Source organism: Mycobacterium sp. 1274756.6 (assembly GCF_001668625.1).
Lineage (GTDB): Bacteria > Actinomycetota > Actinomycetes > Mycobacteriales > Mycobacteriaceae > Mycobacterium.
On the sequence record NZ_LZLJ01000083.1, the window covers coordinates 103,115 to 125,205 of the forward strand.

At 73.5% G+C, this 22,091-nt stretch carries 19 protein-coding genes and 3 pseudogenes; 7 read left to right on the forward strand and 15 right to left on the reverse strand.

Going from position 1 to position 22,091, the window contains the following annotated elements; all coding sequences use genetic code 11:
- Positions 1-45 precede the first annotated feature (45 nt).
- On the forward strand, positions 46-279 hold the full coding sequence (locus tag A5643_RS18940) for an Rv1535 domain-containing protein (protein ID WP_353612573.1): 234 nt from the start codon (positions 46-48) through the stop codon (positions 277-279).
- On the opposite strand, the pseudogene A5643_RS13045 reads toward A5643_RS18940, so the two are convergent.
- The 5 genes and pseudogenes from A5643_RS13045 to A5643_RS13065 all read right to left on the reverse strand — a co-directional run.
- A pseudogene (locus A5643_RS13045) lies at positions 248-3,874 on the reverse strand (cation-translocating P-type ATPase); the annotation flags it as partial. The gene A5643_RS18940 and the pseudogene A5643_RS13045 sit on opposite strands and share 32 nt — an antisense overlap.
- Before the next feature lie 627 nt (positions 3,875-4,501).
- The gene (locus A5643_RS13050) at positions 4,502-5,134 is read right to left on the reverse strand and encodes a hypothetical protein (protein WP_231995559.1); all 633 of its coding nucleotides are present in this window, start codon (positions 5,132-5,134) and stop codon (positions 4,502-4,504) included.
- 186 nt (positions 5,135-5,320) lie between these two features.
- Entirely contained in the window at positions 5,321-6,124 is an 804-nt protein-coding gene (locus A5643_RS13055) for an exodeoxyribonuclease III (protein WP_066856159.1), read from the reverse strand.
- 16 nt (positions 6,125-6,140) lie between these two features.
- Entirely contained in the window at positions 6,141-7,067 is a 927-nt protein-coding gene (locus A5643_RS13060; RefSeq protein ID WP_066856083.1) for an N-acetylglutamate synthase, CG3035 family, read from the reverse strand.
- On the reverse strand, positions 7,067-7,660 hold the full coding sequence (locus tag A5643_RS13065) for a peptide deformylase (RefSeq protein ID WP_066856086.1): 594 nt from the start codon (positions 7,658-7,660) through the stop codon (positions 7,067-7,069). Before A5643_RS13065 ends, A5643_RS13060 begins: the two co-directional genes overlap by 1 nt.
- A 135-nt stretch (positions 7,661-7,795) precedes the next feature.
- Between A5643_RS13065 and napA the strand changes: the two genes are divergently transcribed.
- Genes napA through A5643_RS13090 form a run of 5 tightly spaced genes read left to right on the forward strand, consistent with a single transcriptional unit; the run spans position 7,796 to position 11,126 of the window.
- On the forward strand, positions 7,796-8,104 hold the full coding sequence (gene napA / locus A5643_RS13070; protein ID WP_066856162.1) for a nucleoid-associated protein NapA: 309 nt from the start codon (positions 7,796-7,798) through the stop codon (positions 8,102-8,104).
- 60 nt (positions 8,105-8,164) lie between these two features.
- Positions 8,165-8,638, forward strand: coding sequence for a LytR C-terminal domain-containing protein (locus tag A5643_RS13075; protein WP_066856089.1), 474 nt, complete (start codon positions 8,165-8,167; stop codon positions 8,636-8,638).
- A 17-nt stretch (positions 8,639-8,655) separates the two neighbouring features.
- On the forward strand, positions 8,656-9,354 hold the full coding sequence (gene sodC / locus A5643_RS13080; protein WP_066856092.1) for a superoxide dismutase[Cu-Zn]: 699 nt from the start codon (positions 8,656-8,658) through the stop codon (positions 9,352-9,354).
- Positions 9,332-10,486, forward strand: a complete 1,155-nt coding sequence (locus A5643_RS13085; RefSeq protein WP_082948942.1) for a glutamate--cysteine ligase — start codon at positions 9,332-9,334, stop codon at positions 10,484-10,486. Before sodC ends, A5643_RS13085 begins: the two co-directional genes overlap by 23 nt.
- Positions 10,487-10,502: 16 nt before the next feature.
- On the forward strand, positions 10,503-11,126 hold the full coding sequence (locus A5643_RS13090; RefSeq protein ID WP_066856168.1) for an LON peptidase substrate-binding domain-containing protein: 624 nt from the start codon (positions 10,503-10,505) through the stop codon (positions 11,124-11,126).
- Between the two features lie 4 nt (positions 11,127-11,130).
- Here the strand turns inward: A5643_RS13090 and mnhG are convergent, their stop codons facing one another.
- The 10 genes and pseudogenes from mnhG to A5643_RS13140 all read right to left on the reverse strand — a co-directional run.
- Positions 11,131-11,448 carry a monovalent cation/H(+) antiporter subunit G gene (gene mnhG, locus A5643_RS13095; protein WP_066856098.1) on the reverse strand — a complete coding sequence of 106 codons (318 nt, stop codon included), beginning with the start codon at positions 11,446-11,448 and terminating at the stop codon, positions 11,131-11,133.
- Positions 11,445-11,714 (reverse strand): monovalent cation/H+ antiporter complex subunit F, encoded by a 270-nt coding sequence (locus A5643_RS13100; protein ID WP_082948950.1) that lies wholly within the window; start codon positions 11,712-11,714, stop codon positions 11,445-11,447. Before A5643_RS13100 ends, mnhG begins: the two co-directional genes overlap by 4 nt.
- Entirely contained in the window at positions 11,711-12,223 is a 513-nt protein-coding gene (locus tag A5643_RS13105) for a Na+/H+ antiporter subunit E (protein ID WP_066856102.1), read from the reverse strand. Before A5643_RS13105 ends, A5643_RS13100 begins: the two co-directional genes overlap by 4 nt.
- Positions 12,220-13,821, reverse strand: a complete 1,602-nt coding sequence (locus A5643_RS13110) for a Na+/H+ antiporter subunit D (RefSeq protein ID WP_066856104.1) — start codon at positions 13,819-13,821, stop codon at positions 12,220-12,222. Before A5643_RS13110 ends, A5643_RS13105 begins: the two co-directional genes overlap by 4 nt.
- Positions 13,818-14,267: a Na(+)/H(+) antiporter subunit C gene (locus A5643_RS13115; RefSeq protein WP_066856107.1), complete on the reverse strand. Its 450-nt coding sequence runs from the start codon at positions 14,265-14,267 to the stop codon at positions 13,818-13,820. The genes A5643_RS13110 and A5643_RS13115 overlap by 4 nt, the downstream gene beginning before the upstream one ends.
- The gene (locus tag A5643_RS13120) at positions 14,264-17,134 is read right to left on the reverse strand and encodes a Na+/H+ antiporter subunit A (RefSeq protein WP_066856171.1); all 2,871 of its coding nucleotides are present in this window, start codon (positions 17,132-17,134) and stop codon (positions 14,264-14,266) included. The genes A5643_RS13115 and A5643_RS13120 overlap by 4 nt, the downstream gene beginning before the upstream one ends.
- A 278-nt stretch (positions 17,135-17,412) precedes the next feature.
- Positions 17,413-19,563 (reverse strand): AAA family ATPase, encoded by a 2,151-nt coding sequence (locus A5643_RS13125; RefSeq protein WP_066856110.1) that lies wholly within the window; start codon positions 19,561-19,563, stop codon positions 17,413-17,415.
- On the reverse strand, positions 19,560-20,444 hold the full coding sequence (gene pssA / locus A5643_RS13130; RefSeq protein ID WP_066856113.1) for a CDP-diacylglycerol--serine O-phosphatidyltransferase: 885 nt from the start codon (positions 20,442-20,444) through the stop codon (positions 19,560-19,562). The genes A5643_RS13125 and pssA overlap by 4 nt, the downstream gene beginning before the upstream one ends.
- Entirely contained in the window at positions 20,441-21,145 is a 705-nt protein-coding gene (locus tag A5643_RS13135) for a phosphatidylserine decarboxylase (protein ID WP_066856116.1), read from the reverse strand. The genes pssA and A5643_RS13135 overlap by 4 nt, the downstream gene beginning before the upstream one ends.
- Positions 21,146-21,195: 50 nt before the next feature.
- Positions 21,196-21,921: pseudogene (locus A5643_RS13140) on the reverse strand (molybdopterin molybdotransferase MoeA); the annotation flags it as partial.
- Here A5643_RS13140 and A5643_RS18760 point away from each other — a divergent pair.
- Positions 21,854-22,091 (forward strand): annotated as a pseudogene (locus A5643_RS18760) (molybdopterin molybdotransferase MoeA); the annotation flags it as partial. The pseudogenes A5643_RS13140 and A5643_RS18760 sit on opposite strands and share 68 nt — an antisense overlap.

Genomic DNA, 22,091 nt, shown 5'->3' on the forward strand with positions numbered 1-22,091 from the left:
GGAGGATTCGCCGCCGGGTCGGCTACTGCGGTCATTGTCGGACATATGGCGACGACCGATCTCCCGGCCGACCGTGCGGTTCTGACGATTGCGGAGATTCTGACCGTTCCGCTGCAGCACGCGTATGCGCTGCTGTGGCGGGCGGGGGTGATGCGGGTAGATCGGCCAGCCCGATCAGCCGCGGCACCACCGCGGCAGCACCCACAGCCACCCCGGCCGTCCCGAGGGCCTGCGCCCACCCGATGGGTCCCAGCGGAGTACAGCCGAGGAACTGGCTGAGCCCGGGGACGCTGATCAGCGTCCCCATCACCGCCAGTGAGCCACCGGCGGTCAGCACCACCAGCGGCGCGCGGGAGTCCAGCAGGGTCTGGCCCAGCTGAGCCGAGACCAGCGACACCAGCGCCACCGTCGAAGCTCGCTGCTGCCGCCCGGTGAGCGAGGCCAACGCCCAGGCCGAGCTGGCGGCCACCGCGGTGGTGGCGCCCCGCACCCCCACCGCGCGCCACAGCCGGCGTTCGTCGGGCCCGCGGGTCTGGTGCGACATCGGGTGGCGCGGCGGGCTGACCGCCAGGGCGGCGGCCGGCAGCGCGTCGGTGAGCATGTTCACCAACAGCAACTGGCGGGTGTTCAGCGGGGAGTTGCCGGTGATCGCGGTGCCCAGCGTCGCGAACGCGACCTCCCCGGCGTTGCCGCCGAGCAGCACCGCCACCGCCGCCTGCACCCGCTGCCACAGCTGGCGGCCCTCCTCCACGGCGGCCACCAGGGATTCGATCCGCCCGTCGACGAGCACCACGTCGGAGACGCTGTGCGCCGGGTCGCTGCCCCGGCTGACCACCCCGACCCCGACGGTGGCGGCCCGGATCGCCGCGGCGTCGTTGGAGCCGTCACCGACCATCGCGCAGACCCGCCCGGTGCGCTCCAGGGTTTGGACGATCTGCACCTTGTTCGCCGGGGTCATCCGGGCGAAGATCACGGTGCGGCCGACCGCGCGCTCCTGGTCCTTGCGGGACAACGCATCCCACTGCGCCCCGCTGATCACCTGATCGGGTCGCACCGGCATGCCCAGGTCGCGGGCGATGGCGGCGGCGGTGATCGGATGGTCACCGGTGATGAGGCGGATGCCCAGGCCGTGCTCGCGCAGGTCGGCCAGCAGCGCCGCCGACTCCGGGCGGGGAGTGTCGGACAGCCCGAGGAACCCGGTCAGCTCCAACCCCTCGGCGCACATCTCGACCAGGTTGTCCGGGTCGTCGGCTGCGGCGCGGAGCCCGGCGTCGTCGAGTTCGCGGCGGGCCACCGCGATCACCCGCAGGCCGTCGGCGGCCATCCCGTCGACGATGTCGGCCAGCGACCCGCTGCGGGTGGTGCACCCGGCCAGCAGCACCTCCGGGGCGCCCTTGACCGTGAGCTCCCGGCCCGACACCGACGCGGAGAAGGACCGCCCCGGCCGGAACGGCAGGTGCGCCAGCGGCTCGGTGTGCGGCGCACCGCCGTTGACCGACACCGCCTTGTCGGTGATGGCGGTGTCGGTGGCGTGGACGTGGGCACGACCGTTGAGGACCGGGGTGGCGGCCTCGGCGCAGCGCAGCACCTCGGCGTCGTCGTTGCCGTTGACCGGGTGCACTCGGGTGACCCGCAGCCGGTTCTCGCTGAGCGTGCCGGTCTTGTCGAAGCAGACCACGTCGACGCGGCCGAGCGCCTCCACCGACCCCGGGATGCGCACCAGCGCGCCGAGCCGGGTCAGCCGCCGGGCCGAGGCCTGCTGGGCCAGGGTGGCCACCAGCGGCATGCCCTCGGGGACCGCGGCCACCGTGACCGCGATGCCGGAGGCCACCGCCTGGCGCAAACCCTTGCCGCGCAACATCCCCAGCAGACCGACGGCGGCGCCTCCGCCCAGACTCACCGGCCAGGCCCGGTTGGTCAGCCGGCTCAGCTGGTGCTGCAGGCCGACGGTTTCGTTGCGGTCACCGGCCAGGTCGGCGGCGCGCCGCACCTGGGTGTCGGCACCGACCGCGGTCACCAGCGCCAGCGCGGTGCCGGTCATCACGGTGGTGCCGGCGAAAAGCATGCAGAGCTGTTCGGCGAGTTCGGCGCCGGGGGTGGCCGCGACCTGCTTGTCCACCGGCATCGATTCGCCGGTGAGCGAGGACTCGTCGACCTCCACCTCGTCGGCCTCGATCAGCCGGGCGTCGGCGGGCACCACCTCGTCGGGACGCACCTCGATCACGTCGCCGGGCCGCAGGTCCTCGGCGGCGATCTCGGTGTAGACCGGCTCGCCGCCGGGGCCGGCCGTGTACAGCCGCGCCGCCGGGATCTGCTGGGCCAGCAGCTGATTCAACTTCGACTCGGCGCGCAGCCGTTGACCGGCGGCCAGGAACGCGTTGCCGGTGAGCACCGAACCCACCATGATCGCGTCGACCGGCGAGCCCAGGATGGCGCTGGCCGCCGAACCGAGTGCCAGCATCGGGGTCAGCGGGTCGGCGAGTTCGGCGCGCACCGCCCCGGCGAACTGCCACGCGGCGCGGCGGGGCCGCGAGCTCGCCTCGATGAGCCGCCGGCCGGCCACCAGGCCGGGCTGCAACCGCCCGGCGAGGGTCGAGCCGGGAGCGTCGTCGGGTCCGCCGCGCTCGGGCGGGGGCAGCAGCCTGCGGACCTGCTGCACCGACATGGCGTGCCACTCGTGCACCGGCGGCGGCTGCGGGGTGGGCTCCGCGGCGGTGCGCCGGGCCAGCAGGAACCCGGACAGGAAGCCGACGGCCGCGCCGCTGGTGACCGGCCCGGGCCCGGAACCGCGCACCCCGGGCAGCATCAGCAGCGCGCCCAACGCGCTGGCTCCGGTGGCGATCTCGGTGCCGCGGCGGCTGGCGAGCCGGGCCGCCGGGATGGCGTGGATCACCTGCCACGCCCCGGCGAGGTCGGCGACCAGCAGGTCGGCGTACCACGGCAGCGCGGCATCGGTGCATACGCCGAGCCCGATGTCGGCGGCCGAGAGCGCGCGGATCGCCTCGGTCGACAGCACCGCCACGTGCCGACCGGCGCCCTGGCGGTCGCGCACCACGTCGGTCAGCGCATCGCCCACCGGACGCGTCCCCGCCGGTTCGATCTCGTCGAAGGCGGGTGCGAGGTCGTCGAGCACGTCGATGTCGACGGAGACGACCTCCAGGCCGGCGCTGCGCGCCTCGGCGACCAGGACGGCGGCCAGCGGGTCGTGGGCGGGCCGGTACAGCGCCTCCAGCGCGGTGTCGGGATCCAGGGAGTGCCAGCCGGGGGTCAGGTCGGGGTCGTCGAGGCGGGCCTGGGCGCGATCCCATGCCGCGGCCAGGTCCCGGTCGGGGACCCCGCGCACCCCGACGACCTTCAGCCGGTCGGTGCAGAGCACCCGCGGGTCGATGACCAGCGTGTCGACCCGGTCGAGGCGGCGCAGCGCGTCGGCTTGCAAACCCAGCACGTCGTGCCGGTCGGCGAGTTCACGGCCGAGGGTGGCGGCGAACGCCTCCCGGGTCACCCGGGCCGCCTTCGGCGCGGCCACCAGCACCGCCGTGCCCGCCATGTCGGGGTTGCGGGTGGTGGCGGCGACCGCGACCGTGCCCAGCGCCTGCACCAGCGCGGCCACCCCGCCGTGGCGTTCCACCGGTCCCGGCGGCTCGGGCACCGGGCGGACCGGCCGGTGCGACCGGCTGTCGCCGCCGTGGCGGGCCAGGGCCGGTTCGTGCCGGTGCCAGGCCCGCAACCCGGCCTGGTGTTCGCCGATGGCCAGTGCCTCCATCGCCACGTCGAGCAGCAGCGCCGCGGGGGCCAACGTCACCGTGTGTGCGGCGGCCATGGCGACGTTGAGCACGGCGTCGGAGGCCGCGGTGCCGATGCGGTCCTCGAGCATGCCGCGCAGCCGCGGCTGGTAGACCACGGCGGCGACCGCCGCCTCCACACTGGGCGGCAGGGGTTTGAGCCGCAGCACGGTGCCGGCCAACGCGGCGCCGAACCCGACGGTGTTGGCGCCGGCGGTGACCGCCTGCGCGGCGGCCAGCAGGCCGTCGCCGGGCAGGCTGGTGGCGGGCACGTCGGCATCGGTGGCGGTGCGGTACTGCTGTTCCAGACCGGTGATCACCGCGCAGATCCGGCGCAGCGACGCGTCGGCGGTGAGCGTGACGATCAGCCGGGACAGCGGGTAGTTCAGGGTCACAGCCGTGACGCCGGGGATCTCGCGCACCGCGGCCACCACAGCCGGTCCCAGCTCGCGGCCGCGGTTGCCGTGCAGGCCGCGCACCTCGATCCAGGCCCGGCCGTTGCCCCGCCAGCTGCGCCGCCCGACCAGCACATCGGTCAGGCCCCGCGAGACGGTGTCGACGGCCTCGCGGGCCGGCCGGGTCGCCAGGTCGAAGCCGGTGGCGGCGGCGGTCGCGGCGGCGGTCACCGAGGCGCCGGCGAGTCGAAGCGAGGTCTGGAAGCCCCAGAAGGCCAGTCGAAACGGAACGGAGCCGGCTGATGAGCGACTGATGGCCAAAATCTACCGAGGGTCGGTCTTATCCGGCGCCGTTGTCTTCGCCGGTGCGGTGGTTTTCGCGGCGGCGGACTTCTTGGCCGCCGATTTCTTGGCGGGCGCCTTCTTCGCCGCCGACTTGCGCGCAGTCGACTTCTTGGCGGCGGTCTTCGTGGCCGGGGCCTTCGCCGCCGCCTTGGTGGCCGAGGGCGCCCTGCTGCCGGCTGCCTTGCGCCCCTCGGCCTTGGCCGGGGCGGCGCTGTTGCCGGCGCGGGGGGCGGCGTCACCGCCGGGCACCGCACGCAGCTGAGACGGCGAGGACACCGCGGCCTGCGCGGCCCGCTGCTGCTTGATCTGCCGCAGCGCCAGGGCGCCGCCGCCGACGACCAGCAGCACCGGCCACTCCACCAAGCCGATCACCCCGAGGGCGCCAAGGGTCGCCGCGGCGACCGGGGTGGAATGGCTGCCCTTGTCCACCCCGCTCTGCACCCCGGCGACGGTGCCCTTCACCGTGCCCCGGACACCGCCGACGACACCGTTGATGACGGCGCCGCCCACCGCTCCGGCCGCCATCGTGGTCGCGTCCGCCGCCCGACCCGCCGTTCGGGCCACCTTGCGCAGTGCGCCTTGGATGTCCATCACGCTCCCCTTCAGCTGCAAGACCATCCAGCCTAGTCGGGTTCGCGACATCGCGCGAGACTCTCGCGCGCCGCACCGGTGCCGCCGCAGGCGGGACCTATCCGCCGCGAGTGCAGAGCCAGGGCGGAAAAATGCGAAAACACCGCCGCACAGCTTCATTCGCGACCGTGCTGCACCTGCGGCGCAGGGAGCCGGTCGGCGCGAGTGTCAGCGGCGCAGCTCCACCAGGACCGGCGCGTGGTCGCTGGGCGATTTGCCCTTGCGCTCCTCGCGCACGATCTCGGCGTGCGTGACCCGCGCGGCCAGGGCGGGGGAGCCGAGGATGAAATCGATGCGCATGCCCTGCCGCTTGGGGAACCGCAGCTGGGTGTAGTCCCAGTAGGTGTAGACGCCGGGGCCGGGGGTGAACGGGCGCACCACGTCGGTGAACCCCGCCTCGGTGAACGCGTGGAAGGCGCGGCGTTCCGGTTCGGAGACGTGGGTGGCGCCGGCGAAGAACTCCATGCTCCACACGTCGTCGTCGAACGGGGCGATGTTCCAGTCCCCGGCCAGCGCGATCGGCGTCGACGGGTCCTCGGCCAGCCAGCGCTCGGCGTTGGCGCGCAGCGCCGCCAGCCACTCCAGCTTGTAGCGGTAGTGCGGATCGTCGAGGGTGCGGCCGTTGGGCACATACAGGCTCCAGGTCCGCACCCCGCCGCAGGTCGCCGCCAGCGCCCGCGCCTCCACGGCCGGGTCGGTGTCGGGCTTGGCCGCCCAACCCGGCTGATCGGGAAAACCCACCTGTACGTCCGCCAGGCCCACCCGGGAGGCGATCGCCACCCCGTTCCACTGGTTGACCCCGACGTGGACGACCTCGTAGCCGAGCTCGACGAACGGCAGCGCCGGGAACTGGCCGTCGGTGCACTTGGTCTCCTGCAGGGCCAGCACGTCCACCTCGGCGCGGGCCAGCCAGTCGGTCACCCGGCCCACCCGGGCGCGGATCGAGTTCACGTTCCAGGTGGCCAGCCGCAGCGTGTCGGGAGTCATGTCAGCGCCGCCGGGTGGTCGGCCCGGCCCAGATCGCCTCGGTGCGCACATACCGGAGGCGGTGCTGCGGGGTGAAGCCCAGGCCGGTGAACAGCCCCAGCGCGGCGTCGTCGCCGTCGCGGACCTGGGCGTAGCCGTCGGTTGCGCCGTGCTCGACGGCCCAGGCCAGCAGCGCCGCGCAGACCGCCGAGGCCTGCCCGCGGCGGCGTTGCCCGGCGTCGACGCGGACGTCGGAGAGCCCCACCCAGCGGGTGCCGTCCGGGGCGGCGGTGATCGCCGCCCGCGCCACCGCGCCGGCGGGGCCGACGGCGAAACAGACCTGCCCGTCGAGCACCGCGGTGAGCTCGCCGACCGGGACGTCGCGGTCGTAGCCGGCCAGCCAGTCCGGGCCGGGGTCGGCGGCCAGGGCGATCTCGGGGCGGTGCGGCAGGGTCGCGGGCAACTCGGTGACCAAGGTGCGGTTCTCGCGTTCGACGGGGGTGTCGTCGCGCATCGACACCAGCCGGTCGGGGACGGCGAACAGCGGGGTGCGGCCGCGTTCGACGTAGAAGTCGACGATGGCCGGCACCGCCGCGAACGACGCCCCCATCTCCAGCGGGATCGCCGAGTTGGCCCGGAACGTGGCGCCGGCGCCGACCCGCAGCAGCCAGCCGTCCAGCCAACGTTGCTCGGTTCCCGGAAACGCCAGCGCCGCCGCATGTTCCACCGCGCGGATCTGTGAATTGCGCACCGGAACATCGGTCAGTCGGCGCACGGTGAGCACGTCGTCGGGGGAGAACTCGACGACCTCGCCGGTCTTGGTGCGCACCCGCACCACCGGCGCCACCGCCAGCAGGTGCCCGACCGCGTCGCTCAGCGGCGGCTCGGAGCCGGCCGGCAACCGGAACCGCACCGCCACCCGGGTGCCGACGCTGGGCAGCTCGCTCATCAGTGGCCGAACGGGTCGGGCACGTCGCCGGGCAGCCAGGACAGGTCCGGCACCCCCCAGCCGTTCTTCTTCACCGCGCGCTTGGCGGCGCGGGCGTGCCGGCCGATCAGCCGGTCCAGGTACAGGAAACCGTCGAGGTGGCCGGTCTCGTGCTGCAGCATCCGGGCGAACAGCCCGCTGCCCTCCAGGGCGACGGGGGCGCCGTCGGCATCGAGGCCGGTCACCTTCGCCCAGTCGGCGCGCCCGGTCGGGAACGACTCGCCGGGCACCGACAGGCAGCCCTCGTCGTCGTGCTCCGGGTCGGGCATGGTCTCCGGGATCGGCGACGTCTCCAGCACCGGGTTGACCACGACGCCGCGGCGGCGGGTCGGCCGGCCGCGGTCCTCGGCGCAGTCGTAGACGAACACCCGCAGGTCGACGCCGATCTGGTTGGCGGCCAAGCCGACCCCGTTGGCGGCGTCCATGGTGTCGAACATGTCGGTGATCAGGTCGGCCAGCTCGGCGGGCAGCGCCCCGTCATCGCCGACCGGCACCGGGCGGGTCGGGGTGTGCAGGACGGGATCGCCCACGATGCGGATGGGTACGACGGCCATGAGCCGCAAGCTTAAATCGCGCCGGCGCGGGCGACTCGCGGGGTCGGGTTACCGGCCAGTCCGCTCGGACGTGATTGAATATGCGCCGAAACACAGTGTTGTCATTCCAGTGTGGGGAAGGGTCCGGTCAACGAGATGGACGGCGCCATGGCGCGGACTAATCGATCAGCAGACGACTCGGAAACCATCGACGGCTTGACCCGCCGTGAACACGACATCCTGGCCTTCGAGCGGCAGTGGTGGAAGTACGCCGGCTCCAAGGAAGAAGCCATCAAAGAGCTGTTCGGGCTGTCGGCCACCCGCTACTACCAGGTGCTCAACGCGTTGGTGGAGCGCCCCGACGCCCTGGCCGTCGACCCGATGCTGGTCAAGCGGCTGCGCCGGATGCGGGCCACCCGACTCAAGGCGAAGGCGGCCCGACGGCTCGGCTTTGAACTCCCCTAGCGCGCCGCGACGGCGGACAGGTTTGCGCCGCCGCACCCGCGCCCCGTTACAGTGGGCGCGATGAACGACCACGTCCCGGATTCCTCCGGATTGCCGCTGCGCGCCATGGTGATGGTGCTGCTGTTTCTCGGCGTGATCTTCCTGCTGCTGGGCTTCCAGTGGCTGACGTCGGGCGACTCCGGCGACGAGGACGCGGTCTCGACCACCACCAGCAGCGTCACGACCACCACCACCACGACCGAAGCGGCCATCCCCGACGTCGACGTGCGGGTGTACAACATTACCGACCAGGAGGGGCTGGCCGGCGCCACCGCCGACCGGTTGCGTGAGGAGCACTACAAGGTCACTGACGTCACCAACCTGGTGTTGACCGACGTGTCGCAGACCACCGTGTACTTCACCCCCGATGACGCCGACGAGCAGCGGGCCGCCGAGGCGATCGGCAAACTGCTCGACGCGCCGGTCGAGCCGCGCATCGAGGACCCCGACGTGGCCGATCAACCACCGGGCGTCATCGTCGTGGTGGCCGGTTGACCCGCTAAGCTCTCCCCATGGTTAAGCCCAGTCGTCACACAGTTGCCCCGCTTGCCGCCGCCGCGTTGGCGGTCCCCGCCGTGCTGCTCAGCGGCTGCAGCCCGCACCAGCCGGAAGCCGACGGCCCCGGGCCGGCGCCGTCGATCTGGACCGGGTCACCGGCGCCGGAGACCCCCGACGAGCAGGCGGCGCAGTCCGACGTGGTGACCACCGAGCTGCGCGGGCCCGACGGCGCGCAGATCGCGACCGCCCAGTTCGACTTCACCGAGGACTTCGTCAAGATCACCGTCCGCACCACCGGGGAGGGGCAGCTGACCCCGGGCTTCCACGGCCTGCACCTGCACGAGGTGGGTAAATGTGAGGCCGACTCGGTGGCTCCCGCCGGCGGGGAGCCGGGCGACTTCCTTTCCGCGGGCGGGCATTTCCGGGTTCCGGACCACCACGGCCACCCGGCCAGCGGTGACCTGACCTCGCTGCAGATCCGCCAGGACGGGCAGGGCCTGCTGGTCACCACGACCGACGCGTTCAGCCGTGCGGACCTGGAAGCCGGCGCCGGAACCTCGATCATCATCCACGCCGGGGACGACAACTTCGCCAACATCCCCGCCGACCGGTACGTCCAGATCGACGGCACCCCCGGCCCCGACGAGACCACGATGAAGACTGGCGACGCCGGCCAGCGGGTGGCCTGCGGTGTCATCAGCCCGGGGAGCTGACACTCCCGACGACCACACGCCCGCCCGGATCGGGTTCCTCGGTTCGCCGCGGCCCACGATCGGGGTGGAGTGGGAGTTCGCGCTCGTCGACGCGGTCACCCGCGACCTGTCCAACGAGGCCGCCGAGGTGATCGCCGAGATCGGTGAGAACCCGCGCGTGCACAAGGAGTTGCTGCGCAACACCGTCGAGATCGTCACCGACATCTGCGAGGACACCCCGCAGGCCATGGCCGATCTGCGCGAGACGCTGCGCACGGCGCGGCAGGTGGTGCGCGACCGCGGGATGGAATTGTTCAGTGCGGGAACGCATCCGTTCGCGCGCTGGTCGTCGCAGGAACTCACCGACGCGCCGCGCTACGCGGAGCTGATCAAGCGCACCCAGTGGTGGGGCAGACAGATGCTGATCTGGGGTGTGCACGTGCACGTCGGCATCCGCTCGGCGTCCAAGGCGATGCCGATCATCTCCGCGCTGCTCAACTACTACCCGCACCTGCTGGCGCTGTCGGCGTCGTCGCCGTGGTGGGGCGGGGACGACACCGGGTACGCCAGCAACCGATCGATGATGTTCCAGCAGCTGCCGACCGCCGGGCTGCCGTTCCAGTTCCAGGCCTGGCGGCAGTTCGAGCGGTTCGTCCACGACCAGAAGAAGACCGGCATCATCGACGACCTCAACGAAATCCGTTGGGACATCCGGCCGTCCCCGCGACTGGGCACCGTGGAGCTGCGCGTCTGCGACGGGGTGTCCAACCTGCGCGAGCTCGGTGCGCTGGTGGCGCTGACGCACTGCCTGGTGGTCGACCTGGACAACCGGCTGGAAGCCGGCGAGCTGCTGCCGGTGATGCCGCCGTGGCACGTCCAGGAGAACAAGTGGCGGGCCGCGCGGTACGGGCTGGACGCCGAGATCATCCTCGACGCCGACAGCAACGAGCGGCTGGTCACCGCGGACATCGAGGACCTGCTGACCCGCCTCGAACCGGTGGCGCGGACCCTCAACTGCGTCGACGAACTGGCCGCGGTGGAGGACATCTACCGCCACGGCGCGTCCTACCAGCGGCAGCGCCGGGTGGCCGAGGAACACGACGGCGATCTGCGGGTGGTGGTCGACGCCCTCATCGACGAACTGGAACTGTAAACCCGTGCTGCTGCCGATGTTTCCGCTGGAGGCGGCGCTGCTGCCCGGGGAGGAACTGCCGCTGCGGATCTTCGAACCGCGCTACCGGGCGCTGCTGACCGACTGCCTGGCCGCCGACCGCCGGTTCGGGGTGGTGCTCATCGCCGCGGGACGCGAGGTGGGCGGCGGGGACCGACGCTGCGACGTGGGCGTGGCGGTGCGCATCGCCCGCCACCGCAAACTCGGTTTCGGTCAGCACGCGGTGATCGGCGAAGCCGGGGAACGCATCCGGGTGCTGGACTGGCTGCCCGACGACCCGTATCCGCGGGCCCGGGTGCAGAGCTGGCCCGACGAGCCCGGCGAGCCGGTGGCCGACGCCGAGCTGAGGGCGGTGACCGACCGGCTGCTCGGGGTGTATCGGCGGCTGGCCGCCGCCCGCGGGGTGCGCGCCCCGTCCGCGGCGGTCTTCGGGCGGCTGCCCGAGCCCGCGGGGGAGCGGCTGTACGCGCTGGCGGCCCGCGCGCCGATCGGGCCCGCCGACCGGTATGCGGTGCTGGCCGCCCCGTCGCCGGCGGCCCGGCTGACCGCGCTGCGCGACGCCGTCGACGGGTTGGCCGACCGGGTGGCGTTCGAGCTGAGCCGCACCCGCGACGACGAGTAGCGCACTACTCGTTCATCTCGTCGACCACCAGCTCGCTCATGTCCTGCTCGCGGTAGGCCAACCGGGCCACCCGGTGGCCGACCACCGGGGCGGTGATCACGATGAACAGCCCGGTCACCACCAGCATCCCCACGTCGAAACTGCCCCGCAGCCGCAGCGCGGCCCCGGCGAGCACCAGCAGCAGCCCCAGCACCTGCGGTTTGGTGGCCGAGTGCATCCGGGCCAGCGTGTCGGGGAAGCGCAACACCCCGATCGCCGCGGTGAGCGCCAGCACCGAACCCGCCAGCACCAGCAGCCCGGCGATCAGATCGGGAACGTTCACGGCCGCCTCCGCTTGTCGGGGACCCGGAACCGCGCGACGCTGACCGAGCCGACGAAGCTGATCAGCGCGAGCGCCGCCAGGCTGTAGGTGACGGTGGTGTCGCCGCTGGCCGCGGCGAACGTGCCGATACCGCACATCGCCATCGCGACCAGGGTGTCGACGGCGACCAGCCGATCCAAGGTGGTCGGCCCGGCCAGCAGCCGGTACATGGTGATGATCGCGGCCACGCCCAGGATGACCCCGGCGGCCAGCCAGATGCCGGTCACGGCTGCCACTCCTTCTCCCGCTCGAACGCCGCCACCAGCAGCCGCTCCACCTCGGCGACCTGGTGGCGGAACTGCGCCACCGCCCGCGGGGAGCCGACGTCGAGGACATGGCAGTACAGGATGCGGCGCACCTGGTCGATCTCCAGCACGATCGACCCGGGGATCAGGGTGGTGATGTTGGCGGCCAGCACCAGAACCAGATCCGATTTGATGCTCAGCGGCACCCGCAACACCCCGTTGCGCGGCACCGGCCCCGGCCGCACCGCCAGCCACGCCACCTGCAGGCTGGACAGCAGCAGATACCAGGTCACCCGGACCAGCAGGCGCAGCAGCGCCACCGGGTGCAGCAAACCCTGCACCGGCACCCGCGGCATCGGCAGTGCCACCAGCACCAGCACCGCCACGCCGATCCCGCCCAGCACGTTGGCCGGGGTCACCCGCCCCCACAGCAGCACCCAGACCGCGGCCAGCGCGATGACCGTCAGCACCCGCAGCCCGGCCGCCCTCACCGCTCACCGCCGGGGGTCAGCACCGCGGAGATGTACTCGCCGCGGTCGATCACCTCGGCGGCCGCGCGGCCCGCGTAACCGAACACCGGACCGGCCGCCACCGTCAACGCCAACCCCACCGCGATCAGCGCCAGGGTGGGCAGCAGCATCCCGGCCGGCATCCGGCCGACGTCGTCGCGGTCGACGAACGCGATGTCCTCGGCCTCGTCGAGCAGCACGCTGGGCGCGGCCGCCGCCAACGCGCCCTCCGGTGCGTCGACCCGGGGCCGCCAGAACGCCCGCGTCCACACCCGCGCCATCACCAGCAGGGTGAGCAGGCTGGTCGCGACCGCGCCGCCCACCAGCGTCCAGGCCAGCACCGAGCCGTTCTGCGCGCCGGCCTGCAGCAGCGCCACCTTGCCGATGAACCCGGAGAACGGCGGGATCCCGCCGAGGTTGAGCGCGGGCACCAGGAACACCGCCGCCAGCAGCGGGCTGGCGGCCAGCCCGCCGAGGCGCTGCAGGCTGGAGGAGCCGCCCTGCCGTTCGATCAGCCCGGCCGCCAGGAACAGGGTGGTCATGACGATGATGTGGTGGGCCACGTAGTAGATGGCGCCGGCCATCCCGAGCTCGTTGGCCACGGCCACCCCGAACACCATGAACCCGATGTGACTGACCAGGGTGAACGACAGCAGCCGTTTGATATCGCTCTGGGCGATCGCGCCGAAGATGCCCACCAGCATCGTCAGCAGCGCCGCCACCAGCAGCACCGGGTCCAGCCGGCCCGCCGGGAACAGCAGCGAATGGGCCCGGATGACGGCATACACCCCGACCTTGGTCAGCAGGCCGGCGAACACCGCGGTGATCGGCGCCGGCGCCGTCGGGTAGGCGTCGGGCAGCCACGCCGACAGCGGGAACACCGCCGCCTTGATGCCGAACGCCACCAGCAGCACCGCGAAGATCGCGCTGCGGATGCCGGTGCCCAGATCCCCGGTGCGGGTGGCCAACTCGGCCAGGTTGAGGGTGCCGGTGGCGGCGTAGACCAACGCGATGCCGACCAGGAAGATCAGCGACGACACCATCGACACCATCACGTAGCCGATGCCGGCCCGCACCCGGTCGGCGCTGCCGCCGATGGTCAACAGCACGAAGCTCGCCGCCAGCAGCACCTCGAAGCCGACGAACAGGTTGAACAGGTCCCCGGCCAGAAACGCCATGCCGACCCCGGCGGCCAGCGACAGGTAGGTGGGCAGGAAGATCGAGATCGGCTGGCGGTCGTCGCCGTCGCGCACCCCCTGCCCGATCGCGTAGACGACCACGCACAGCAGCACGATCGCCGAGACGACCAGCATCAGCGCGGAGAGCCGGTCGACCACCAGCGAGATGCCCAGCGGCCCCAGCCCGGCATCGGTCGGACCCCAGCCGCCGACCGACACCGCCAGCGTGCCGTCCCGGTCGGTCAGATACAGCAGTGCGGCGCCGACGGCGGTCACCGCGCCCAGCACGGCCAGGGTGATCGCGCGCTGCACCCGCGGGCGCGGCCCGACGACCAGCGTCAGCGCCGCCCCCAGGGTGGGCAGCAGCACCGGCAGCGGCGTCAACGCCGCGGCCAGGCTCATGACGGCTCCGGACTGTCGACGACGGCGTCCAGCTCGTGCGGGTCGACCGCGTCGTCGACGTCCTGCTCGGCGGCGATGGCCTCCTCGTCGGAGAGCTGCGAGACCCGGGTCGCCTCCGGGTCGTCGCCGACGACGTCGGCGGTGGTCAGCCGGTAGGAGCGATAGGCCAGCGCCAGCACGAACGCCGCCACCCCCATCGTGATCACGATCGCGGTGAGCACCATCGCCTGCGCCAGCGGATCGGCGGCGGTGTCCTTGCCCGCGGAGCTGTCCTGCACCGGCGGGTTACCCGGCGGGCCCGACACGTGCACGATCAGCAGGTTGACCGCGTTGCCGATCATCAACAACCCCAGCAGCATCCGGGTCAGCTGCCGCTCCAGCAGCAGGTAGACCCCGGCCGCGACGAGGGCGCCGATGGTCAGCAGCGAGAACAGGTGCGCGCTCATCGGGTCTCCACCAGCGGCCCGGCCGGCGTGGCCGGCACCTCCTCGTCCAGCCGGGCGCCCAGGCTGCGCAGCACGTCGAGCACCAACCCGACCACCACCAGGTAGACGCCGAGGTCGAAGAAGAGCGCGGTCACCAGCGTGACGTGCCCGAGCACCGGCAGGTCCACCGACAGCACCGCCGAGGACAGCACCGGCGCCCCCAGCAGCAGCGACCCGATCGCGGTGCCGCCGACCAGCGTCAACCCCACCCCGAGCACCTTGCCGGCATCCAGCGGCAGGGTCTCGCCGAGCTCGTAGCGGCCGCCGGCCAGGTAGCGCAGGGTCAGCGCCAGCCCGGCGGTCAACCCGCCGGCGAACCCGCCGCCGGGGGTGTTGTGCCCGGCGAAGAAGAAGTACACCGAGACCACCATGATCAGCGGGAACATGATCCGGGTGACCACCTCGAGCACCAGGGACCGCTCGTTGGGGTCGCGGTAGTCGCTGCCGACCAGCCAGGTGGTGTCCCCGATCGCCGGGCTGTACGGGGTGGCGGCACCGAAATCGTGGTCGGTGGCGTCGACGACGCGGGGGGCCACCCCGAACCGGCGGTGCCGGAACACCAGGGAGGCCACCCCGGTGGCGGCCACCAGCAGCACCGAGATCTCGCCGAGGGTGTCCCAGGCCCGGATGTCGACCAGCAGCACGTTGACCGTGTTGGAGCCGTGACCGCGCTGGTAGGCGGCCTCGGGCAGCAGCGCGGCGATCCCGACCCCGGAGCGGGCGGCCATCGCGAACGCCGCCAGCACGGTCACCGACGCCCCGACCGCCACCGCCAGCGCGGCGCGCGGCAGCCGCGACCGGCGCGGCACCGCGGCGGTCTCGGCCGGCAGCGCCCGCAGCACCAGCACGAAGATCACCAGCGTCATGGTCTCGACCAGGACCTGGGTCAGCGCCAGGTCCGGGGCGCCGTGGAAGGCGAACACCATCCCGCAGCCGTAGCCGGTGATCCCGACCATCAGCACCGCCGAGAGCCGGTTGCGGGTCAGCGTCGCCCCGAGCGCCGCGCCGACGATCACGACGGTGATGGTGACCTCCAGCGGGGAGTCCCACCACAGCACGCTGAGGTCGGGGCGCGCGCCGGCGGCCAGCGCGACCAGCGGCACCGTGACGAAGGTGACCAGGATCATCGTCTGGTTGACCGGCAGCGAACCGCTCTGGGTGAGCCCGGCCACCCGCACCGAGGCCACGTCGAGGGCCTGGATCACCGCGTTGTACACCCGGTCGGCGTTGCCCAGCGGCAGCCGGCGCAGCCGGGTCAGCTGCAGCGGGCCGCGCGCGGCGAACACCGCCGCCCCGGCCGCGATCACCAGCACCGACAGCAGCAGCGGCAGGTTGGCGCCGTGCCACAGCGCCAGCCGGCTGGTCAGCCCGCCGGGCAGGGTTCCGGCGTAACCGCGCAGCACGGTGTCCAGCCGGCCGGCGCCCAACCCCAGGGCCAGCCCGGCCACGGCCAGCACCCCCGGCGCGAGCAGGAACGAGCGTGTCGGGCGGGTGGCCAACGCCACCCGGGTGCTCGGTCCGCGCTGCCCCTTGGCGGCGAACGCCCCCCAGATGAACCGCAGGCTGTAGATCATCGAGAACACCGAGCCGATCAGCACCGCGGTCAGCGCGACCGGGCCGGTCGGGCCGGACGCCTCGGCGAGCCCGGCGAACGCGGCCTCCTTGGCCACGAACCCCAGGAACGGGGGCAGCGCGGCCATGCTGGCGGCGCCGAGTACCGCGATCGCCGCCAGCGCCGGAAACCGTCGGCCCAGCCCGGCCAGGTCGCGGATGTCGCGGGTGCCGGTGCCGTGGTCGATGATCCCGACCACCATGAACAGGGCCGCCTTGTAGGCGGCGTGCGCGCACATCACCGTCAGCCCGGCCAGCATCAGATCACCGCTGCCCGCCCCGACCAGCGCGATCATCAGGCCCAGCTGGCTGACCGTGGTGAACGCCAGCAGCAGTTTGAGGTCGTATTCGCGGACCGCCCGCCACCCGGCCGCCAGCAGCGTGGCCAGGCCCAGCCCGAGCACGGTGGGCCGCCAGCCCGGCGAGTCGGCGAAGCCGGGGGCCAGTCGCGCCGTCAGGTAGATGCCGGCTTTGACCATGGCGGCGGCGTGCAGGTAGGCGCTGACCGGGGTGGGGGCGGCCATCGCCCCGGGCAGCCAGAAATGCAGCGGCACGATCGCGGACTTGCTCAACGCGCCGACCAGCACCAGCAGCACGCCGACGGTGACCGCCGTGCCGCCCGGCGGGTGCGCCACCACCTCCGAGAGCAGGTAGCTGCCCGCGGCCTGGCCGATCAGGATCACCCCGACCAGCATCGCCAGGCCGCCGGCGGTGGTGACCAGCAGTGCCTGGGTGGCGGCCCGGCGGCTGACCGCCCGGTCGGCGTAGTGGCCGATCAGCAGGAAGGACAACACGGTGGTCAGCTCCCAGAACACGTAGAGCACCAGCATGTTGTCGGCGATCATCAGCCCGAACATGGACGCGGCGAAGGCGACCAGTTTCCCGGCGAAGCTCGGTACTCGCGGGTCGGGGGCGTGGCCGGTCACCGGCCGGAAGTACTCGGCGCAGTAGCCCAGCACCAGCGCGCCCACCCCGAGCACCAGCACGCTGAACACCGCCGCGAGGGTGTCGAGCCGCAGCGCGATGTCCATGGACAGCCCCGGCACCCAGGACACGGTCCGGCGGTGCTCACCGTCCTGCGGCCAGGTGGCGACCAGCCAGATCAGCGACCCGGCGGGCACCGCGGCCAGCAGATAGAACATCCGCCTGCCCCACCGGCGCACCAGCAGCGGCGCCACCGACGCGGCGACCGCGTGGGCGAGCAGAATCGCGAGCATCACACTCCGGTGTGGTCTGCGCTGGACGCAAGGCCGGTCAGCCCGCGGTCGGGTTGGCAGGGTCTGGTTCGCTAGGCAGTCTACCGATCAGCGGGTGGCGGCACCGAATCGGTGCGCGCCCGATCGCCCGTGCCCGCCCCGAAACTCATTGCCGCACCAGCGGTCCCGGCCGGCGGGGTACTGCGGAAATCGACGTACCAGCGGGCCCGGAGCGCGAAAATCGCGGCTTCGGCGCCGGATCGGTGTCGATCTCAGGGGCGACCCGGAGCCGGCGCCGGTCAGGACGCGCCGGCGGCGAAGGCGCGCAGCGCCGCGACCTGCGCGGGGTCCAGCGAGGGCCGCACGGCGGCGCGGGCGGCGGCGACGTCGGCGGCGGTCACCTCGGCCGCCTCCAGGGAGCGGCGCATCGCGGTCAGCGCGGCCTCCCGAAGCAGGGCGACACAGTCGGCGGCGCTGTAGCCGTCCAGGTCGGCGGCGAGCGCCGCGAGGTCGACGTCGGCGCCCAGCGGCACCGAGCGGGCCGCGGTGCGCAGGATGTCGGCGCGGGCCGCGGCATCCGGCGGCTCGACGAAGACCAGCTTCTCCAGCCGGCCCGGCCGCAGCAGCGCCGGGTCGATCAGGTCGGGCCGGTTGGAGGCGCCGACGATCACCACGTCGCGCAGTGGTTCGACTCCGTCGAGTTCGGTGAGCAGCGCCGCCACCACCCGATCGCTGACCCCGGAGTCCACGGTCTGGCCGCGCCGCGGCGCCAGCGCGTCGATCTCGTCGAGGAACACCAGCGCGGGCGCCGAGTCGCGGGCGCGGCGGAACAGGTCACGCACCGCCTTCTCGCTGCTGCCGACCCACTTGTCCAGCAGCTCCGGGCCTTTGACCGCGTGCACGCTCAGCCGTCCCGAGCTGGCCAGCGCCCGCACCAGGAAGGTCTTGCCGCAGCCCGGCGGGCCGTACAGCAGCACCCCGCGCGGCGGGTCGACGCCGAGCCGGGCGAAGGTGTCGGGATGCTGCAGCGGCCACAGCACCGCCTCGGTCAGCGCCTGGCGGGTCTCGGCCATGTCCCCGACGTCGTCGAGGGTGACATCGCCCACCGAGATCTCCGTGGCCGCCGAACGCGACAGCGGCCGGATCACGGTCAGGGCGCCGGTCAGGTCCTCCTGCAGCACCCGGGCCGGGTGTCCGGCGGTGCTGGCGCGGGCCGCGGCCCGCAACGCCGCTTCCCGGACCAGCGCGGCCAGGTCGGCGACCACGAAGCCCGGGGTGCGCTCGGCGACCTCGGTCAACTCCAGTTCCCCGGTGGGGGCCGAGCGCAGCAGCGATTCCAGCAGTGCCCGGCGGGTCGGGGCGTCCGGCAGGCTGAGCACCAGTTCCCGGTCGCACAGCTCCGGGCTGCGCAGCCGGTGATCGAGCCGATCGGGCATCGTCGAGGTCGCCACGAACGCCACGCCGTCGGCGGCCACCGCGGCGCGTAGCTCGGACAGGATCGGGGTGGCCACCGGCGCGGCGGTCTCGGGCAGCAGCGCGTCGATGTCGGTGATCAGCAGCACCCCGGGGTCGGCGCGCAGCCCGGCGACCGCGTCGCGGACCGCGGCCAGCCGGTCCTCGGGGGCCAGCGCCCCGATGTCCGGGCCGTCGAGCTCCACCAGCCGGCGCCCGGCGCACACCGACCGCACCAGCGTGGACTTGCCGACCCCGGCCGGCCCGGAGACCAGCACGCCCAGCTGCGGGTCGGCGCCCAGGCTGCGCAGCAGTTGCGGCTGGTCGAGCGCCAGTTTCAGCCACTCGGTGAGTTTGTCGGCCTGCGCGCCGACGCCTTTGAGGTCGTCGACCGGCGGGGCCGGTTCGGCCGCCGGGGCCGGCGCGGCGCGCCCGGCGCCCCAACCGACCGCGGTGTTGGGTTGCACGCTGACCGGCGCGGCCGGGTCGACGGCGGTCACCGTGAGCAGTTCGGAGGTCCAGGTGATGCCGACCGCCGCCGCCAGCGCCGCCCCGGCCGCCGATTCGGTGCCGACCTCGCCGGTGTCGCGGGGGCCCAGGTCGCGGGGGAGCAGGGAGACGGCGTCGCCGACGGTGAGCACCTTGCCCAGCAGGGCGCGGCGCAGCGTGGCGGTCGGCAGCGCGGTGGCCAGCGCCGAGCCGGTCAAGCTCACCGTGCGGGCGGCGGCGACGTCGGCCGCGGCCACCAGCACCTCGGCGTTCTCGATGAGCCCGGCGTTGGACAACGTGATGTCGTCGAGCAGGGCCAGGCCCGGGGCGGCGGCCGGGTCGGCGGCGGCCACCACGGCGGCGGTGGTGCGCGCCCCGGTCAGCGACACCGCGTCCCATTCGCGCAGGCCCAGCGCGGCCAGCGCCTCCGGATGCAGCCGCACCACGCCGCGGCGGGCGTCGACCGCGGCGGTGTTCAGCCGCGCCGTCAGCCGCAGATGCCGGCTCATCGGCCCGGCTTGCGCAGCCCCAGCCGCGTCATCGAGCGCCGGTTGGGTTGGGCGCGCCGGATCACCCGCCGGGCCGGGCCGGGCTGGGCGCGCCGGATCGCCCGGCGGGCCGCCCGCCACTCCCGCGGCTTGTCCTCCCAGGTCTCCGGGTGGGCGGCCACCCAGCGGTGGCTGCGCACCCCGAACGGGATGTGGATCAGGTAGGCGCCGATGAGCACCAGGATCAGGATGTAGGGGAACAGCAGTGCGGCCCCGGCCACGATCACCACCGCGGCCAGCAGCAGCGCCGCCAGGTTCGGCGGCACCGCCACCGCGTGCATCTTGCGCATCGGGATGCGCGAGACCACCAGCGCCGAACAGAACACCAGCCAGGCGCAGACGAACCACTCCGAGGTCCACCAGCCGCTGTCGAACTGCATGTAGGCGGCCAGCGGGCCGATCACGGCGAGCGCACCGGCCGGGGCCGGCATCCCGACGAAGTACTCGCGGGTGTAGGCGGGTTGGGCGGTGTCGTCGAGCAGCGCGTTGAACCGGGCCAGCCGCAACACGATGCACACCGCGTACAGCAGCGCCGCGATCCAGCCGGCCGGGGAGGTCGGCAGCATCGTGACGTAGATGACCACGGCGGGCGCCACCCCGAAGTTGACCGCGTCGGCCAGTGAGTCGATCTCCTCGCCCATCCGCGACGCGGCGTCGAGGAAGCGGGCCACCCGCCCGTCGAGGCCGTCGAGGATGGCGGCCGCGGCGATCATCGCCATCGCGAGGTGCGGTTCGGCGTCGAGCGCGAACTTGATCGAGGTCAGCCCGGCGCAGATCGCCAGGACGGTCATTGACCCGGGCAGGATGCGCAGGCCCACCGCCCGCCGGCCGGTGCGGGTCATGCCAGCTCGGCCAGGACGGTCTCGCCGCCGACGGCGCGCTGGCCCACCCGCACCGTCGGCTCGGTGCCTGCGGGCAGGTAGGTGTCCAGCCGGGAGCCGAACCGGATCAGCCCGTAGGTGTCCCCGATCGCCAGGCGGTCGCCGGGGTTCGCCTCGCAGACGATGCGGCGGGCCAGCAGCCCGGCGATCTGCACCGCGATCACCTGGGCGCCGTCGGGGGTGCGCAGCACCAGGCTGGTGCGTTCGTTGTCCGCGCTGGCCACCGGGCGCTCCGCGGAGTAGAACCGGCCCGGCCGGTGGGTCACCGCGACCACCTCGCCGGAGACCGGCGCCCGCTGCACGTGCACGTCGAACAGCGACAAAAAGATGCTCACCCGCGGCAGCGGGGTGTCGGGCAGGCCCAGCTCGGGCGGCGGGGCGGCGGTGTCGACCAGGCAGACGGTGCCGTCGGCCGGGGCGACCACGGCACCGACCGTCGACGGCGGCACCCGCGGCGGGTGCCGGAAGAAGCCGGCGCAGGCGCCGGCGACGGCCAGACCGCCGCGGCGCACCCAGCGGTACCGGTGCCCGACCAGCGCGACCGACAGGCCGGCGGCGATGAACGGGATGCCGGCGGCGTGCACCGGCGGCACCGTCGTGCGGACCAGGTTCAACAGGCGCTGGGCGGTCGGGGCGGTCTCGAGGTCGGGCGGGCGGGCCATCCGGACATCCTAGAGGGGACTCGAGCCGGCCGGCCCGCGGCCGATCGCGGTCAGCGCAGGTCCCACACCCGCACCGGCGCCCCCACCGGCAGCTCGGTGACGTCGGCGGGGATGTCGAGCAGGCAGTTCGCCGACGCCAGGAACCGCAGATGGTGCGAGGCCGGCGGTCCCGCGCTGGTCACCGTGCCGTTGACCGGGTCCAAGGCGCCGCGGCGGAACTGGCGCTTGCCGCGCGGGGAGGTGAGGGGCTCGGCGAGTTCGGCCTCCAGGGTGGGCCGGTGCGTCGCGGCGAACCCGAGGGCGGCGCGCAGGGCGGGACGCAGGAACACCTCGAAGGAGACCAGCGCGCTGACCGGGTTGCCCGGCAGGGTGATCACCGGGACGTCGCCGACCCGGCCGATGCCCTGCGGCATGCCGGGCTGCATCGCCACCTTGACGAACTCCACCCCGCGCCCGCCGTCGCGGCCGAACGCGTCCTTGACCACCTCGTAGGCGCCGGCGGAGACCCCGCCGCTGGTGACGATGACGTCGGTGTCGGCGGCGTGGGAGTTCAGCACGGCGCTGAACTCGGTCACGTCGTCGCTGACCGTGGCCACCGCCGTGACGTCGGCGCCGGCGTCGCGCAGCGCCGCCGCCAGCATCGCGGCGTTGGACTCATAGATCTGGCCCGGTTGCAGCGGGGTGCCCGGGGCCACCAGTTCGGTGCCGGTGGAGATCACCAGCACGCGGGGGCGCGGCCACACGGTCAGCCGGTCCAGTCCGAGCGCGGCGACCAGCGAGGGCCGCCACATCCGCCGCGCCGGCGAGGACGTCGCCGCCGGGGACACCGTGCTCACCGCGGGCCGGCCGGTCACCGCGCCGGTGGTGGGGCTGGTCGCCGCGCTCGGACTGGACCGGCTGACCGTGTGGCCGCGCCCCCGCGTGCTGGTGATCTCCACCGGCACCT